Below are 15,200 nucleotides of genomic sequence, written 5' to 3' on the forward strand. Positions count from 1 at the left end.
GGGAGGTATGGATTATGGAGCCGGGACAGGTCGTAGATATTACCCAAAATGCCCTATATATAGTGTTGATCATGATCGCTCCGGTTCTGGGAGCTGGCCTGTTGACCGGCCTTATAGTGGCAATCCTGCAGGCGACCACTCAGATTCAGGAACAGACGCTGGCCTTTGTGCCCAAAATTTTCGCTGTTTTGATAGCTCTGGGACTTTTCGGTCCCTGGATTCTTTCTACCATGATAGATTTTGTCGAGGAATTATTCGAGAATATACCGGTGTATCTGGGGATGCTTTAAAATATGACCGATTTGACCGAGGTGCTGACAGGTTTTACCTATCTTTTCATTCTGGTGATGCTGCGGTTTGCCGGCCTGTTTTTGATCACTCCGGTTCTGTCCAGCGCGGCCTATCCCCGAAGAATGAAGGTGGCAGCTGCTTTTCTGCTGACCACAGCCACAGCGCCGGTGATATCCGCCCGGTATGACATCGAAGTTCCTGTTAACCTTTTGATTATGCTCGGCGATATCTTCAGAGAGCTGGGCATTGGCTTATTTATAGGTTTCATGGTCCAGCTCGTATTCTCCGCCTTTCAGCTTGCCGGTCAGTTCATAGATTTGAAGCTCGGTTTTATGATTGTAAATGTTTTCGATCCGATCACAGAGGTCACGGTGCCGCTATCCGGACAGCTGAAAAATGCCATAGCCTCGCTGCTTTTTCTGGCTATCAACGGCCATCTGATTCTGATAGAAGCTCTGTATTCGACTTTTGAGACCATTCCTCCCGGCCGCCTGATCGTAGAAGAGCGGGCCTGGGAAATACTTTTCCGACAGGCCGGCGATATCTTCATCATAGCATTTATGATAGCCCTGCCTATTATAGGAACTGTATTTATCGCAGATGTGATTTTTGGATTCTTAGCCCGGTCGATCCCCCAGATCAATATATTTATCGTCGGTCTGCCGGCAAAAATATTTATCGGCTTTTTGATGTTTTTTCTGGCTTCTAATTTGATCTTTGCCTACTATCTGGACGTTTTTGATGAGGTCTTCCGCAATATCAGCAGTCTGCTGGAATATTTTCACTGAAAATATATAGCTCAACTCCAAAAATTCAAACCTGCTGCGGGCAGATTTTGTGGGGGGGAGGATAAATGCCTGAAGAACCGCCCGGAGAAAAGACTGAAGATCCCACGCCGAAACGGAAAGAGGAAGCCAGAGAGGAAGGCCAGGTGGCCAAAAGTCAGGAGTTTAATCAGGCTTTCACCCTGCTGGGCAGTTTTCTGGTTTTATACGTGCTGATGGAGAGCATCATACATTCTCTCGAGTACAGATTGAATGAAGCCTTTACCATGCATGAGGCACCGGTGATGAGCCCCTCCGATGGATACAATATAGTTATGGATTACATGATTTTTGTGGCCGATCTCGTCGCACCTATCATGATCGCTTCAGCGGTAGTCGGTGGTTTGGCCGGTTTTATCCAGGTAGGTCCCCTGATGAATTTCGGGATTATCCAGCCCGAGTTTTCCAAGCTCGACCCCATCAAAGGTCTGAAAAATATCTTTTCTCTTCAGACTCTGGTAGAACTGGCCAAGTCACTGGCAAAAGCTGCCGGCATCGCCTATATAACCTACAGTCAGATCAGTCAGCGCTGGCCGCAGCTGGTAAGATTGACCCATCAGGGGCTGGAGCCGGGACTTGCACTGCTGGCAAATCTGATAGTTCATATCGCCATCAGAATAATACTCTTCCTGATATTTCTGGGAATTTTAGACCTGGCCTATCAGCGCTGGGATCATTATCAGGACCTCAAGATGACCAAACAGGAAGTTAAAGAGGAGAGAAAAGAGCGCGAAGGAGATCCCCAGATCAAACAGGAGCGCAAGCAGCGTCAGCGGGAGATGAGCGTAAACAGGATGATGAGCGATATGGAGGAAGCCGACGTTGTTGTGACCAACCCGGTTCACGTTGCTGTAGCGCTCAAATTCGATCTCGAGGAAATGGAAGCCCCGATAGTGGTGGCCAAAGGAGAGGGACATCTGGCTCAAAGGATCAAAGAGAAGGCAGAAGAGCTGGATATAATCATAGAAGAAAAACCCTCGCTGGCCCGGGCTTTAAACTCCACCACCGAGATAGGCGAACAGATCCCTGTAGAACTATACGAGGCGGTGGCAGAGATTTTAGCCTTTGTCTTCCGCGAAGAAGGCAAATATCAGGGTTGATTAAAACTGTTCAACAGATTATGTTATAACAATCAAAAATATATTTGAGGAGGTTGGGAGATTGGCTACCGGCAGTGAAGCTGGAAGCAAGGCCCCGGAAGCGCGCAATTTCATAGCACAGAACGGGGACATATTATTTGCCCTGTCAGTCGTGGGCATAATAATTATGTTCATCATTCCGATGCCTACGGCTTTCATGGATATTCTCCTGACCACAAATATCACCTTTTCCATGGTTGTCATACTGGTCAGCATTTATACCACGGAACCTCTGGAGGTTTCTGTATTTCCATCGCTGCTTCTTTTTGCCACCCTTTTCAGGCTCGGTCTCAATGTTTCCACCACCCGACTGATACTCGGGCAGGCTTATGCAGGAGAGGTCATAGAGAGTTTCGGAACATTTGTGGTGGCCGGCAATTACGTCGTCGGATTTATAATCTTTTTAATCATCATAGTAATTCAATATATAGTGATAACCAAGGGGGCAGAAAGAGTTGCCGAGGTCGCAGCCCGCTTTACTCTCGACGCCATGCCGGGAAAGCAGATGAGCATAGATGCCGATCTCAATGCAGGGATTATCACCGAGGAGGAAGCGCGCAGACAGCGCGAAAAAATCCGCAAGGAAGCAGACTTTTATGGAGCCATGGACGGTGCCAGCAAATTCGTCAAAGGTGATGCTATAGCAGGTATAGTAATCACCTCGATAAATATTGTCGGCGGACTGGTTATAGGAGTTCTTCAGCAGGATATGGCCCTTGCCGAGGCTGCTCAGACCTATACACTCCTGACAGTGGGAGACGGCCTGGTCAGTCAGATACCGGCCCTGCTGGTATCCTCGGCCACAGGTATGGTGGTTACCAGGGCGGCCGCTGAGGGCAGCATGGGCCAGGATATGTCGGTTCAGTTGACCGGCCAGCCCAAAGCTCTCTGGATAGCCTCCGCAGTGCTCTTTTTGCTGGCATTTGTGCCCGGACTACCCACCCTGCCCTTTCTCGTGCTGGCTTTTCTGGTGGGCGCTGTGGCTTTTATGGTCCGGCGGCAGGTGCAGATGGCCGAAGAGGTCGAAGCCGAAAAGGAAGAAGCAGAGGCCGAAAAAGAGGCCGAAGCGGAAAGAGAGCGCGGTCCTCAGAGGGATGAGCTTTCCGATCTCATCAAGGTAGATCCCATGGAGGTGGAGGTCGGCTACAATTTAATTCCGCTGGTGCTGCCCGAACAGGGGGGCGATTTTCTCGATAGAGTTGCCATGATCAGAAGACAGACTGCTTCGGAGCTGGGCATTATTGTGCCGCCGGTGAGGGTTCTAGACAATCTTCAGCTGGATCCGGGAGTTTACCGGATAAAGCTAAAAGGGGTCGAAATCGACAGATTCGAGATAAAACCGGATCATTATCTGGCCATGGAGTCGGGAATGACCTCTGATGATCTCGAAGGTGTTGAGGCGGAAGAACCGGCCTTTGGAACTCCGGCTATCTGGATTGAAGAAGATCAGAAGGACGAGGCCGAAATGGCAGGTTATACTGTGGTCGATCCTCCTTCGGTTATGGCCACCCATCTGACCGAGGTTATCAAGGATAATGCTCATGAGCTTCTGGGCAGACAGGAAGTAAAAGAGCTTGTGGACAGCTTCGAGGAGGATTACCCCGCGGTCGTCGATGAACTGCTGCCTGATCTTCTGACTCTGGGTGAGATCCAGAAAGTTCTGCAGAATCTTCTCCGGGAAGGTATCCCTGTCAACAATCTTCTGACGATTATGGAAACGCTGGCTGATTATGCTCCCCGGACCAAAGATCCGGATATTCTGACGGAGTATGTTCGCCAGGCTCTTTGCCGGCAGATCACCAGCCAGTATATGGCTGGAGACGGCAAACTCCATGCAGTCAGCCTCGATCCTGAACTGGAGGATAAACTCGATCAGGCTGTCGATACCAGCGATCAGGGCAAATATCTGGCCCTGAAACCGCAGGAAGCCCAGGATTTAATCGGCAAAATTGCCTCCGAAATGCAGCAGCTTCTGGAGCTGGGCTATGATCCTATTTTGCTGACCGCGCCGAATATCAGAAAACCTCTCAAAGAACTCACCCGGCGCTCGCTGGAAAGACTGATAGTGCTATCGTTTAACGAGCTTGAGTCCGATGTGGACCTAGAAATTCACGGGACGGTGAAGTAGCATGAAGGTAAAAAAATATGTGGGCAAAAACATGCAGGATACGATTTTCAAAATCAAGGCTGAACTGGGTTCTGATGCCATTATACTCAATACGCGCAAGTTCAAAGAGGGAGGCTTTTTCGGGTTTTTTGGCAAAGAAAAAATCGAAGTGCTGGCCGGGGTTGAAGAGAACGAGCAGCAGGCTAAAAAAGCAGCTCCGGCCGGAGAAGACGATCAGGTAAATCAAGCAGGATCGAATCGGGATATCGAGGAGCTGAAAAGAAAGATCGATGAGCTCAACAGATCCTGGCAGCAGGACGATTTTGTCCGCAGGCTAGATGATTATTCACAGAAGCTTTACAATCACCTTCTGGAAGAAGGTGTGAAGAAAGAGCTTGTCTGTGATATAATAGAAGATGTATCTTCAGGCGAGGACAATAAGGATAAGCTGGAAATTTTGCAGAGCACGGTCAGAAAGCAGCTGGGCGAAGCGAGGGAGATCGAGATAGAAAATCCTCCCCATACTGTGGCCATGGTGGGGCCTACAGGAGTGGGCAAAACGACCACTATAGCCAAGCTGGCAGCTTTCTTCGCCAAAAACCCCAAAAAGAGGGTCGGCTTGGTTACAGCGGATACCTATCGGGTGGCGGCCGTTGAACAGCTGAAAACTTACAGCGATATAATCAATATACCGCTGGAAGTCGTCTACAGCAAAGAGGAGTTTGCCTCCACGATGGCCGGAGATTTTCGCAACTTCGATATCGTTTTCGTCGACACCCCCGGCAGCAGCTGGGATGACAAGCTGCAGCTGGGCAGAATAGAGGGTATTCTCGACGGAGAACTGCTCGATGAAATCCATCTGCTGCTGAGCCTCAATCAGAAGCTGGAGAATATAAGCAAGGTTTATGAAAGATTTTCCCGCCTGAATCCTGATAGGATTCTGCTCACCAAACTGGATGAAGCTGCTCATCATGGGGATCTTTTGAATATAAGGCTCTGGTGTGACCTGCCCTATTCCTATTACAGTTACGGACAGGATGTGCCCGAGGATTTAAATTCCGCCGATCCCGAGAATCTACTGCCCTATCTGCTGGGTGATTACAATGTTTGATCAGGCCAGTAAACTCCGCAAAATGTTTCCTGACAGCAGCGAGGAAGATGAAAAAGCGGAAGATAGATCTTCCCGCCACCGCTCGCGCGTGGTTTCCATTGCCAGCGGCAAGGGAGGGGTTGGCAAGACCAATATCACCGTGAATCTGGGGCTGGCCCTGCAGAAACTGGATAAGGATGTTCTCATACTGGATGCGGATATGGGCATGGCCAATGTGGATGTGGTTTTGGGAATGACTGCCAGATATCATCTCGGCCATGTGCTTGAGGATAAGTGTTCCATCGAAGATGCTCTTTTGCAGGGGCCTTCCGGCATAACCGTTTTGCCGGGAGCTTCAGGGGTCAATGATTTTATCGATATCGAGATCGACGAGGTCAAAAAGCTGCTCGAGCTTTCTGCCGCCATCGAAGATGAATTTGATTTTATCATAATGGACATCGGGGCCGGGGCTCACAAAGGCGTGGTCAATTTTATCAGGGCGGCTGATGAGATCATGGTAGTTCTGACCCCGGAACCCACTGCGGTGATGGACGCCTACAGCCTTCTCAAGATACTCTCGGATTATGCGCTGTCCAGCAGGTTAAATCTGGTTGTAAACCAGGTTGAAAACCGCAGAGAAGGGGAGAAAGTTACCGAGAGAATGGAGAATGCTATCAGGGAATATCTGGAGATCGATGTGGATAATTCTACTTTAATCCCTTATGACAGCGCCCTCAGAAAATCGGTCAAAAAGCAGAATCCCATGATGGAGATTTATCCCAATTCTAAAGCCGGCAAGGCTTTTTCTCAGCTGGCCGAGATCATGGCCTTTGGAGCTGAAAAGGAGAAGTCCCGGGGGATGAAGGGATTTGTTTACCGGATGCTGGGCTTTTTCCGGGGAAACTGAAGACAGGTCGGCAGGCACCCTTTTGTACAGTCACTTGAGGAGGACATCGCTTAAATGGGACTGGAAAATTTGAATGTCAATCAGGATATAGATCTGGAAGTTAAAAAGGGGCCCTATAAAGGAAATTACGAGAGCAGAGTAGCGGATATCAAAGATGAAGTTATCGAAATTTTGACTCCCTATCGAGAGGGCAATCTGGTTCCTCTTCGTCAGGGGCTGGAAGTTGTGATCTTTTTTGCCGGAGACACAGCAGCCTTTAAATTTATTTCCACAGTTGAAAATAGAAGGAGCGAGCCCGTGCCGGTGCTCTGCCTGGAAAAGCCGGAGGAGGATGACCTGGTAAAAATACAGAGACGCGATCACTTTCGTCTCGAGGCCAGGAAGAAGGTCTGGTATCGTGCTGTTGATGAGGACTGGGAACCCGCAGAGGAAGAATTCAGCGAAACGCATACCCTGGATATCAGCGGAGGCGGAGTCAAAATGCTGGTCCCCCGTGATTATGATGTCGTCGAAGGGGATTTTCTCGAATTGAAACTCGATATCGAGGAGATTGAAGAAGTGTCCATCATTTCCGAAGTCGTAAATAAATACAACCAGCCCAGTATACAGGATAAAAAGCCGCTGGGAATTCAGTTTATCGACATAGACCGTGATACTCGCGATCTGCTTATGGGCTGGATGTTTGAATATCAGAGAAAACTTCGCCGCAGGGGTCTGTTATAAATGTTGAAGAGATTTGTTATCTCTCTTCTTCTGGGAGCGGGAGCCTATATACTGGTTACGATATTGAGCCTGGTCATGTTCCATCCGCTGCCTCTTATTCTGTGGAGAGGATTAAGATTTTTGCTCGGGGTTTTTCTGCTGACATTCATTCTGCAGATTATTTTTTATCTCATCCAGAATAGCAAGGGTGGAAAAGACCGGGGAGAGATCGATTCAACCTCTGCCTCCCGGGCGGCAGAACATTATCAGGACCAGGATAGCGAGGGTCAGGCCGGTCCTGAGGCATCAGAGGTAAGTTCCCGGGAAAGCACCGGAGAGTCAGATTCTGAGCCTGAAACTTCCGAAGAAGAATTCTCTCCTCTTGATCCGCCGGTCATGGAAACAGAGGAGGAGGAATTTTAAGGTGGGTTGTAGTAAATGAGTGATTCTCGTTCCGGCATCAATCGGGGTGATGTGGAAAGTTATTCAGCCTGGCAGAAATATGAGAAAACCGGAGATAACGATGTGAGAAATAATTTAATAAAAAAACATCTATCGCTGGTCAAATACGAAGCCAAGCGCCTGAAAAATCTGCTGCCGGATTTTATTTCGCTGGAAGACCTCGAAAGTTACGGTATCATCGGATTGATTCAGGCCATAGATAGATTCAAAAGTGATGAAGGCGTAAAATTTGTCACCTTTGCCCGTCAGAGGGTAAGAGGAGCTATGATAGACCAGCTCAGAGAGCTCGACTGGCTTCCTCACTCCATGCGCCGGGACTGCAAAAAAATCATGCAGGCCCGGGAAAAGCTCAAGGGGGAGCTCGGTCGCGAACCGGATGAAGAGGAACTGGCCTGCGAAACTTCCCTCTCAAGGGAGAGGGTGAAAAAGCTCGGCAGGTATCTTAACTCCTCGCAGTGGCTTTCGCTTGATTCTTCCCGGGGAGAGTCCACCATGTACGATTTTTTATCCGGGGATTATAAAAGTCCTTTCGAGCATATCAGAGATGCCCGCAAAAAAGAGGTGCTGGCTGAAGCCATCAAAAAGCTGGACGAGGAAGAGCAGCTGATACTCAGCCTTTATTACCGGGATGGACTGACTCAGCAGGAGATAGCAGAGGTCATGGACTTAACTTCCTCCCGGGTCTCCCAGCTTCATAAAAAATCTGTTCAGAAACTCAGAGGCCTGCTCAGTCACGAAAACGAATTTTTGGGGGGCTGAATTTAGAAATGGGTGAAAATAAAAATATAGCCCGGGAACTGGAGCTGGAAGCCAAATCAGAGGATGAGGCCCGGGATAAAGCAATTTCTAAGTGGGAAAAGGATATAGAAGTCGATCCCGATCTGGTTCAGGTTGAGCTCCTCGAGGAGCGCTCCGGGTTTTTGGGTATGGGAAGCAAGGATAATCTTTACAGAATCAGCCTGGATAATAATGAGGCAAATACAGAAGAGATTGAAAAGAAGCTTGAGTATATGGAGGAAGACCTCGCGGTCGATGGGGATTTCGAGATAAATTTCACCAAGGATGGGATTATGCTCCAGTTGATCCCTCCCAGGGGAGAAGGTGATTGGCCCGGTTATTACGATATACGCGAAAGGGTGGAAGAGCTGGGGTTAAAAGAGGTCGACTGGCAGGTTGTTCAGGAACTGCTGGATGAACTCGATGAAGAGGAGGAACAGGAGCCGGTTAAAATTGCTCCCAGGCTTCCCGAACTCGATCAGGATGCTTCGGTGGAGATCGACATTAGCAATGATAAAATGAAAGTCACGCTCGATTATGAGCCCGCCCGCGGCGGAGAGGAGATAACCGTCGAAGAGATTGAGAAGAAGCTCAAAGAAGAGGGTATCGTCCATGGAATTAAAAGCGATAAGCTCGAAGAGATAGCCGGCAGCAAAAAGGAAATCCGTGGAACTGTAGTGGCCGAAGGAGATAAACCGGAACCGGGCGAAGATGCATCCTTGAATTATCTCTGCGAAATTGAAAAAGAGAATATAGGAACAGAGCGAGAGGACGGATCGATAAACTTTTTTGACCGCGATCTGATCACCAATGTTGAACCCGGGGAGGTGCTGGTCAGCCGCGAACCCCCCGTGGAGGGAGAGCCCGGAAAGACGGTGACCGGAGAGGTGGTTGAACCCGAGAAACCGAAAGATGTAAATCTGCCCGCTGGAAAAAATGTCAGAGTTGAGGACGATAATTTGATAGCAGCAGAAGAGGGGCAGGTTGTGAAGAAAAGAAATAAAATTTCCGTATCTCCGGTCTACAAAGTTCAGGGAGATCTGAACCTTGATGTTGGCAATGTGGATTTTGTGGGCAGCGTGGTGATCGCTGGAGATGTGCAGGAAGGTTTTCAGGTGAAGGCAGAGGACGATATCGAAGTGAAGGGTAAAGTTTTTGCTGCGGATCTTGAAGCCGGAGGAGGTATAAAGATCAACAACGGTTTTATAGGCAAGGGAAAAGGCAGCATAAAAGCCGGGGGAGATGTGGAAATTAAATTTATCGAGAATGGAGAGGTGGAAAGCGGCGGCAGTTTAATAGTCGGAGATGCTATAATGCACAGCCGTGTTTCGGCTGCAGAGAAGATAATTTTAAAGGAATCCGGAAAAGGTCTGATCGTGGGCGGCCGGTCCCGTGCCGGCAAAGGAATTGAGGCCGGAGTCATAGGTTCTTCTCTGGCCACCGATACCAGAGTAGAGGTAGGGATCGATCCCGGGCTCAAAGAGAAGCTGGATGAGCTGGAAGGAAAGCTGGAAAAAAACAAACAGAATCTGACCAAGACCAAAAAAGCTCTCAATATGCTGGAAAAACTCAAGGAACAGAAGGGTGAGCTGCCCCAGGACAAAAGAATGATGGAGCTGAGATTGAAGAAGACCGAAAAAGACCTCGAGGAATCGCGACAGGAGATGGAAGAAAGACAGGAAGAGCTCAAAAAGCGGGCCGGCGAGAACAGACGGGGCAAGATTAAAGTGAGAAAAAAAGTGCATCCCGGGGTCAATATTTCGGTTGGAAATTCTTCCAGCTTCGTAAAGGATACCCAGGATAGGACTTCTTTCGTGGAAGAAGAGGGAGAGGTAAGACAAAAACCCCTATAACCCCAGGTGGTGGTTAGCCATGGTCCACCATATTAACCCTTACAATCATCTTCAGGCTTCTCTGGAAATTAACGAGATGATGCAGCAGGAAGAGCTCGATTTTATGCATGAGCAGGGTATGAGAGGGCAGGAGCAGGAAGAGATCAGAGCTGAAAGGCAGAGAAGGGTGAACAAAGAGGAAGAAGTCGATGGTAAGTCTATTGAAGATGATGAAAATCAGGAACAGGATGACAGCAGACAGATCGACGATGAAGATTCCCGGGGTTTTGACGGCCGGGGCGGTAATCTGGATACAAAAGTTTAATTGAGGTGATACACGTGGCAGTAGCCTGGATTTTGCTGGCAGTCGGCCTGCTTTTGATTGCGGCAGGTATATTTACCAAAAAATTCATCCTGAAAACCCGGACTTCCCGCAGTGTCGAGGAGCGTCGGGTGAATCCCTACCAGGAAAAAGGCCTCTCGGTCAGCGATCTTAAGTCTGATCAGACCGGAGGTTTTGCGAAAACTAAACGATCTAAAAACAAAACTCCCAGCAGTAAAGCCGGTAATAGAGCTGCTGCCAGATATCGTCAGACCATGGAAAACGACGGTGTTTCGCAGGATAATAGAGCAGAGAGGAACGGTTCCCGGGATGAAGCTCTGGACCCAAAAAAGGAGAGGCTGAACAGAGTAAATGAAGAGCTGGACGATCTGATCGAGGAGATCGTACAGAGGGAAAAAGTATTGAAAAGAAAAGTTCAAAGTCTGGATCGAGAACAGGCAAAGATAATCAGAAAGGCCAGCTTTAAGGAGACATTCGATGAGGAGTACAATCATTTAAAACAGGGAGGTATCCCGGATCACTATCGTCAGGTCATAGATCTTCATGAAGAGGGGAAAAACCGGGAGGAAATAGCAGAATCTCTGGGCCTGGGTCTGAGAGAGACCGATTTAATCATAAAGATGCATGGAAGTGAGGAAGCAGATGATGATGGTTGATAAAGCCCAGGCGAAGGTAATAATGTTCATTCTGATATCTCTGGGATTGGTATTTTTGCTCTCGGGTGGTTATCTTCTCTATCAGGAACAGTTTCAACCCGAGACCGCTGAAGAGCCCGAGGAGGAAATTCAGGCAGAAGAGGAAGAGGTTTATGAAGAGACCGAAATTTATGATGAAGACGAATCCGGGATGGAAGAGGAGGATCAAACAGCAGAAGAGACCGACGACGAAAGAGTTTTTCAGGAAGTTGATATAGAGGAGCTCGAAGACGAAATGCTGGATGAGGATTGGGCTGTAGAGCTCGATGTCAAAGACAGTGGGAGATTTCCCGCCGATCTTTCCCGAGCTGCTGAGGTTCTTGAGCTTCAGTCCTCGACTTTAAAGCTGGAAAATCTTCCCGAAGAATATGTCAGCGTCATAATTCCTGAAGGTGCTGCTGCTATCCAGGTCGGATATATCCTCGATCAGGCCGGAGTGATGAGTTTCAGTGAATTTAATCGAGTTCAGCTCATGTTCGATATTTCCACAGATATCAGAGCCGGAACTCATTATCTGCCCAGATCAGGCGATAAGTTAGATGTGCTCGAGGAAATACTAATAACTGAAATTTAAGAGAGGGGGTGAACATGATGATAAGAGGCCTTTATACTTCTGCAACAGGAATGGCTGTCAATGAAGCCCGGATGGACACTTTGAGCAACAATATAGCCAATGTGGATACCGACGGCTTCAAAAAAGATAGAAGAATTGTTGAATCCTTCGAGGATGCTCTGCTGCATCGAATACAGGCCGGCGAGCGTCAGGAGATCGGAGGGCTCGGCCCGGGAGCGGGAATCGACGAGAGTTATACTGATTTCAGCCAGGGAGGAATCAAAGAGACAGAGGCAGATCTCGACCTCGCTCTCAACGGGGATGGTTTTTTCGCCGTCGAGACCCCGGAAGGAGTCCGTTATACCAGAAGGGGAAATTTTACCATGGATTCCGACGGGCTGATAGTCAACGATGACGGCTATCCGCTGCTCGGTGAAGAGGGGCCTTTGCAGGTGCTGCCCGGAGAGATAACCACAGTCGATACAGATGGCACGGTATATTCAGGTGGTCTGGAAGTCGATGAATTGATCATCGCCGATTTTGATGATAGGAATCTGCTGGAACAGGAAGGTTATTCACTTTATGCCCAGGCTGAAGCCGAGGAAGTCGAACCGGAAGAATTTGAAGTCAAGCAGGGTTTTGTGGAGAGGTCGAATGTTGAAATTGTTAAGGAGATGGTCGATATGATCGAAGCTACCAGGCATTATGAGACCAATCAGCGTGCCGTCAGGGCTCAGGATGAGACTCTGCAGAGGGCTGTTAATGATATAGCCAGCTTAATGTAAAATACGAGACTGAGACTGGTAATTAAGAGAAGTGAAAAAGAAGTGAAAAATTAAAAGCCCGGGAAGCAAGATGGCTGGACCCGGATGGGAGGCCATCCTGCGATGCCAACCGACAGAGGCATCGCCTCGGAGCTTGTAACTCAAAGGAGGATGGTGTTTTTATGATCAGGGCACTTTATACTTCGGCAACAGGAATGAAGACTCAGCAGACCAATACCGACATTATTTCCAATAATCTTTCCAATGTCAACACGACCGGTTTTAAAAGACAGCGTCCCAACTTTCAGGATCTGGTATATGAAGAGAGCAGACATCCTGGCACCCCCAATGCCATGGGCGAAGAAATACCGGTGGGCACGGAGATAGGACATGGCGCCCGAATTTCAGCCACCCAGAAGCTCTTCACACAGGGCAGCTTCGAGGAGACAGGAAATCCCCTGGATCTGGTTATTGAGGGCGACGGATTTTTCCAGGTTACAATGCCAGATGGCAGCACCGCCTATACCAGGGATGGAGCCTTTAAAATGGACAGCACAGGGAGCATCGTGACAGCAGATGGACATTCCCTGGAACCGCCCGTGGAGATTCCCGAAGATGCCACGGATATCTCGGTAACCAGCGATGGGACAGTGAGCTACAGGATAGGCGGCGAAGATGAGATGACAGAAGCCGGAGAAATTGAGCTGGTTCATTTTACCAATCCGGCCGGACTTTCCAGTCAGGGCCGCAATCTGTTTCAGGAGACCGACGCTTCCGGTCCCCCCATCGCCGGACGCCCGGGCGAAGATGGCCTGGGAACCATCGAACAGGGTTTTCTCGAGATGTCGAATGTAGAGGTTGTAGATGAGATGGTCAATATGATAACAGCGCAGAGAGCTTATGAATCTAATTCTCGCTCAATTCAGGCCTCGGATGAGATGTTACAGACGGCCAATCAGCTGAGAAGATAATTCTGACCCGCAAATTTCAGCCGGAAGGTGGTCGAGATGAAAAACCTTTCAGTTACGATGGTGCTGTTTATGATTATATTGGTTTTCCTGGGGGTTTTCGGATCGGAGAGAATTCAGGCGGCAGAAGCGGTTATACATCTCCCGGAAAGAGCTGAGGTCACCAGTCCTGAAATTTATCTGGAGAACATCGCTGACATTTCTGCTGATGAGGCTGAGAAAGATATTATCCGCAGCATTAAAATCGACAGGTTTACCAATCTGCACAGCAGCAAAAATCTTTCCCGCCGGCTGATAGAACTGCATGTTCGCAACAGCGGCTTTTCCCGGGAAGAGTTTCAAATTACCGGTGCCGAGGAAGTTGCTGTTGAGATCAAAAGCAGGAATATTTCCGAATCGGCAGTTTTTTCGGAACTCAAAGAAAAGATCGAGGGATATTTTTACGAGAGCTCCGAATATTCTCTGCCTGCCGGTGAATTCACCACCACCATCGAACTGAAGAGTGATCCTGAAGAAATTTTGATTCCGGCCGGTGAAGCAGAGGTAAAATTGAGCGGCACCAATTTTGATCGTGGCGGCAGAGTCCAGCAGCCGATCGATGTTTTTATAGAAGGCGAAAGATGGGACAGAATCTTCCTTGAACTCTTCATAGAGCATGAGTTTGAAACCTACAAGCTGGGAGAAAATGTTGAGCGCGGCCAGAGGGTAGACGACGATCAGCTTTTCCAGGAACGGGTTAGAGTCTCTCAGCTGCCCCAAAAACCGATTCTCAGCCTGGAGGACGAACTGGTTCAGGAGGGCGAATATACCAGAGATTACAATGCCGGGCAGATTTTGACCGCTGATATGATGGAAATGCCGATCCTGATCAGGCATGGAGATAAAATCTCAGGAAGAGCCAGCGAGGGCGGTATCAATATAACGGTCACGGTCATAGCCCGGGACAGAGGCAGACTCAGCGATATAATAACTGTGGAGAACAGCATGAGTGGTGAGAGAAAAGAAGCCAGAGTTTTAAGTGAAGATATGGTGGAAATTGTCGATTGATATAAATCGAATTTTTGCCTGCCGGTTCATCGCCGATAAAGCCGGCAGAAACCATAATTGGGGTGAAGCAAATGAAAGTCAAAAACCTGATAGACAGCAGTACTTATAGAAAATCCGCGGGTGAGATTATTCCCGCGCTGATCCTGCTCGTTGCTGTGAGTCTTTTGCTGACATCATCTGTCCAGGCTACATCACTCTGGGAAGATGATGGAACCAGCATGTACAGCGATAAGGAGGTTTTCGAAGAGGGAGACTTGATCACCATAGAGATAGATGAAGCCGCAACAGCCATCCAGGATGCCGACAGCGATATTTCTCGAGAGGCCGATGTGGAGCTGGAGCAGGGAAGAGGACTGCTGGATTTTATAAACCCCTTTTCCACGGGTTATTCAGCTTCGGAATCTTCTGAAGGCATAACTCAGCGCAGCGGTTCCTTAGAAGCTGATATAACTGTGAGGGTGGAGGAAGTTAACGACAACGGGAACCTGAGGGTGATCGGTGATAAGAGTATTACTATAAACGACGAAACCCAGGTTATTCAGCTTTCGGGCATACTCAGAGAGGATGATGTAGCGGCCGATAATACAGCCCAGTCACATCATCTATCCGATCCGGAGATAAAATATGATGGAGAGGGCATGGTGGGAGACACCCAGGATCAGGGTATAGTAAGCCGTCTCTTCAATGCTATCTTTTAAC

The 15,200-nt window shown here is 48.6% G+C and carries 17 protein-coding genes; all 17 read left to right on the forward strand.

All coding sequences use genetic code 11. The annotated features are described in order from the left end of the window. The first annotated feature begins 14 nt into the window (after nt 1–14). The 17 genes from fliQ to BLT15_RS05950 all read left to right on the forward strand — a co-directional run bounded on the left by fliQ (nt 15) and on the right by BLT15_RS05950 (nt 15,199). Nucleotides 15–290 carry a flagellar biosynthesis protein FliQ gene (gene fliQ / locus BLT15_RS05870; protein WP_089759628.1) on the forward strand — a complete coding sequence of 92 codons (276 nt, stop codon included), beginning with the start codon at nt 15–17 and terminating at the stop codon, nt 288–290. A gap of 3 nt (nt 291–293) precedes the next feature. Beyond that, the gene (gene fliR, locus BLT15_RS05875) at nt 294–1,079 is read left to right on the forward strand and encodes a flagellar biosynthetic protein FliR (protein WP_089759630.1); all 786 of its coding nucleotides are present in this window, start codon (nt 294–296) and stop codon (nt 1,077–1,079) included. A gap of 65 nt (nt 1,080–1,144) precedes the next feature. Then, the gene (gene flhB, locus BLT15_RS05880; protein WP_089759632.1) at nt 1,145–2,215 is read left to right on the forward strand and encodes a flagellar biosynthesis protein FlhB; all 1,071 of its coding nucleotides are present in this window, start codon (nt 1,145–1,147) and stop codon (nt 2,213–2,215) included. A 61-nt stretch (nt 2,216–2,276) separates the two neighbouring features. Then, a complete protein-coding gene (gene flhA / locus BLT15_RS05885; protein ID WP_200769705.1) occupies nt 2,277–4,382 on the forward strand; it encodes a flagellar biosynthesis protein FlhA in 2,106 nt (701 codons plus the stop codon). 1 nt (nt 4,383) lies between these two features. Then, the gene (gene flhF / locus BLT15_RS05890) at nt 4,384–5,472 is read left to right on the forward strand and encodes a flagellar biosynthesis GTPase FlhF (protein WP_089759634.1); all 1,089 of its coding nucleotides are present in this window, start codon (nt 4,384–4,386) and stop codon (nt 5,470–5,472) included. A gap of 22 nt (nt 5,473–5,494) precedes the next feature. Beyond that, a complete protein-coding gene (locus BLT15_RS05895; protein ID WP_234985522.1) occupies nt 5,495–6,358 on the forward strand; it encodes a MinD/ParA family protein in 864 nt (287 codons plus the stop codon). 54 nt (nt 6,359–6,412) lie between these two features. Continuing rightward, on the forward strand, nt 6,413–7,081 hold the full coding sequence (locus BLT15_RS05900) for a flagellar brake protein (RefSeq protein WP_089759638.1): 669 nt from the start codon (nt 6,413–6,415) through the stop codon (nt 7,079–7,081). Next, a complete protein-coding gene (locus BLT15_RS05905; protein ID WP_089759640.1) occupies nt 7,082–7,483 on the forward strand; it encodes a hypothetical protein in 402 nt (133 codons plus the stop codon). It abuts the gene before it with no gap. A gap of 15 nt (nt 7,484–7,498) precedes the next feature. Further along, nucleotides 7,499–8,281, forward strand: a complete 783-nt coding sequence (locus BLT15_RS05910) for a sigma-70 family RNA polymerase sigma factor (RefSeq protein WP_089759642.1) — start codon at nt 7,499–7,501, stop codon at nt 8,279–8,281. A gap of 8 nt (nt 8,282–8,289) precedes the next feature. Further along, on the forward strand, nt 8,290–10,152 hold the full coding sequence (locus BLT15_RS05915) for a flagellar assembly protein A (protein ID WP_089759644.1): 1,863 nt from the start codon (nt 8,290–8,292) through the stop codon (nt 10,150–10,152). Between the two features lie 19 nt (nt 10,153–10,171). Then, on the forward strand, nt 10,172–10,456 hold the full coding sequence (locus tag BLT15_RS05920) for a hypothetical protein (RefSeq protein ID WP_089759646.1): 285 nt from the start codon (nt 10,172–10,174) through the stop codon (nt 10,454–10,456). Between the two features lie 5 nt (nt 10,457–10,461). Continuing rightward, complete coding sequence (locus tag BLT15_RS05925) at nt 10,462–11,130, forward strand: DUF6115 domain-containing protein (RefSeq protein ID WP_143423025.1); 669 nt, start codon at nt 10,462–10,464, stop codon at nt 11,128–11,130. After that, nucleotides 11,099–11,743: a hypothetical protein gene (locus tag BLT15_RS05930; RefSeq protein WP_143423026.1), complete on the forward strand. Its 645-nt coding sequence runs from the start codon at nt 11,099–11,101 to the stop codon at nt 11,741–11,743. The genes BLT15_RS05925 and BLT15_RS05930 overlap by 32 nt, the downstream gene beginning before the upstream one ends. A gap of 17 nt (nt 11,744–11,760) precedes the next feature. Continuing rightward, nucleotides 11,761–12,507, forward strand: a complete 747-nt coding sequence (gene flgF, locus BLT15_RS05935; protein ID WP_089759653.1) for a flagellar basal-body rod protein FlgF — start codon at nt 11,761–11,763, stop codon at nt 12,505–12,507. A 161-nt stretch (nt 12,508–12,668) separates the two neighbouring features. Continuing rightward, entirely contained in the window at nt 12,669–13,457 is a 789-nt protein-coding gene (gene flgG, locus BLT15_RS05940; protein WP_089759655.1) for a flagellar basal-body rod protein FlgG, read from the forward strand. A 36-nt stretch (nt 13,458–13,493) separates the two neighbouring features. Further along, complete coding sequence (flgA, locus tag BLT15_RS05945) at nt 13,494–14,501, forward strand: flagellar basal body P-ring formation chaperone FlgA (RefSeq protein WP_089759658.1); 1,008 nt, start codon at nt 13,494–13,496, stop codon at nt 14,499–14,501. Nucleotides 14,502–14,572: 71 nt separating this feature from the next. Next, complete coding sequence (locus tag BLT15_RS05950; protein WP_089759660.1) at nt 14,573–15,199, forward strand: flagellar basal body L-ring protein FlgH; 627 nt, start codon at nt 14,573–14,575, stop codon at nt 15,197–15,199. Nucleotide 15,200 lies beyond the last annotated feature (1 nt).

Source organism: Halarsenatibacter silvermanii (assembly GCF_900103135.1).
Taxonomy (GTDB): Bacteria; Bacillota; Halanaerobiia; order Halanaerobiales; family Halarsenatibacteraceae; genus Halarsenatibacter; species Halarsenatibacter silvermanii.

What these genes read in the sequence shown, in the direction of transcription:
- fliQ (WP_089759628.1), top strand. Translation starts at nt 15, where the DNA reads ATGGAGCCGGGACAGGTCGTAGATATTACCCAAAATGCCCTATATATA.
- fliR (WP_089759630.1), top strand. Translation starts at nt 294, where the DNA reads ATGACCGATTTGACCGAGGTGCTGACAGGTTTTACCTATCTTTTCATT.
- flhB (WP_089759632.1), top strand. Translation starts at nt 1,145, where the DNA reads ATGCCTGAAGAACCGCCCGGAGAAAAGACTGAAGATCCCACGCCGAAA.
- flhF (WP_089759634.1), top strand. Translation starts at nt 4,384, where the DNA reads ATGAAGGTAAAAAAATATGTGGGCAAAAACATGCAGGATACGATTTTC.
- BLT15_RS05895 (WP_234985522.1), top strand. Translation starts at nt 5,495, where the DNA reads ATGTTTCCTGACAGCAGCGAGGAAGATGAAAAAGCGGAAGATAGATCT.
- BLT15_RS05900 (WP_089759638.1), top strand. Translation starts at nt 6,413, where the DNA reads ATGGGACTGGAAAATTTGAATGTCAATCAGGATATAGATCTGGAAGTT.
- BLT15_RS05905 (WP_089759640.1), top strand. Translation starts at nt 7,082, where the DNA reads ATGTTGAAGAGATTTGTTATCTCTCTTCTTCTGGGAGCGGGAGCCTAT.
- BLT15_RS05910 (WP_089759642.1), top strand. Translation starts at nt 7,499, where the DNA reads ATGAGTGATTCTCGTTCCGGCATCAATCGGGGTGATGTGGAAAGTTAT.
- BLT15_RS05915 (WP_089759644.1), top strand. Translation starts at nt 8,290, where the DNA reads ATGGGTGAAAATAAAAATATAGCCCGGGAACTGGAGCTGGAAGCCAAA.
- BLT15_RS05920 (WP_089759646.1), top strand. Translation starts at nt 10,172, where the DNA reads ATGGTCCACCATATTAACCCTTACAATCATCTTCAGGCTTCTCTGGAA.
- BLT15_RS05930 (WP_143423026.1), top strand. Translation starts at nt 11,099, where the DNA reads ATGGAAGTGAGGAAGCAGATGATGATGGTTGATAAAGCCCAGGCGAAG.
- flgF (WP_089759653.1), top strand. Translation starts at nt 11,761, where the DNA reads ATGATAAGAGGCCTTTATACTTCTGCAACAGGAATGGCTGTCAATGAA.
- flgG (WP_089759655.1), top strand. Translation starts at nt 12,669, where the DNA reads ATGATCAGGGCACTTTATACTTCGGCAACAGGAATGAAGACTCAGCAG.
- flgA (WP_089759658.1), top strand. Translation starts at nt 13,494, where the DNA reads ATGAAAAACCTTTCAGTTACGATGGTGCTGTTTATGATTATATTGGTT.
- BLT15_RS05950 (WP_089759660.1), top strand. Translation starts at nt 14,573, where the DNA reads ATGAAAGTCAAAAACCTGATAGACAGCAGTACTTATAGAAAATCCGCG.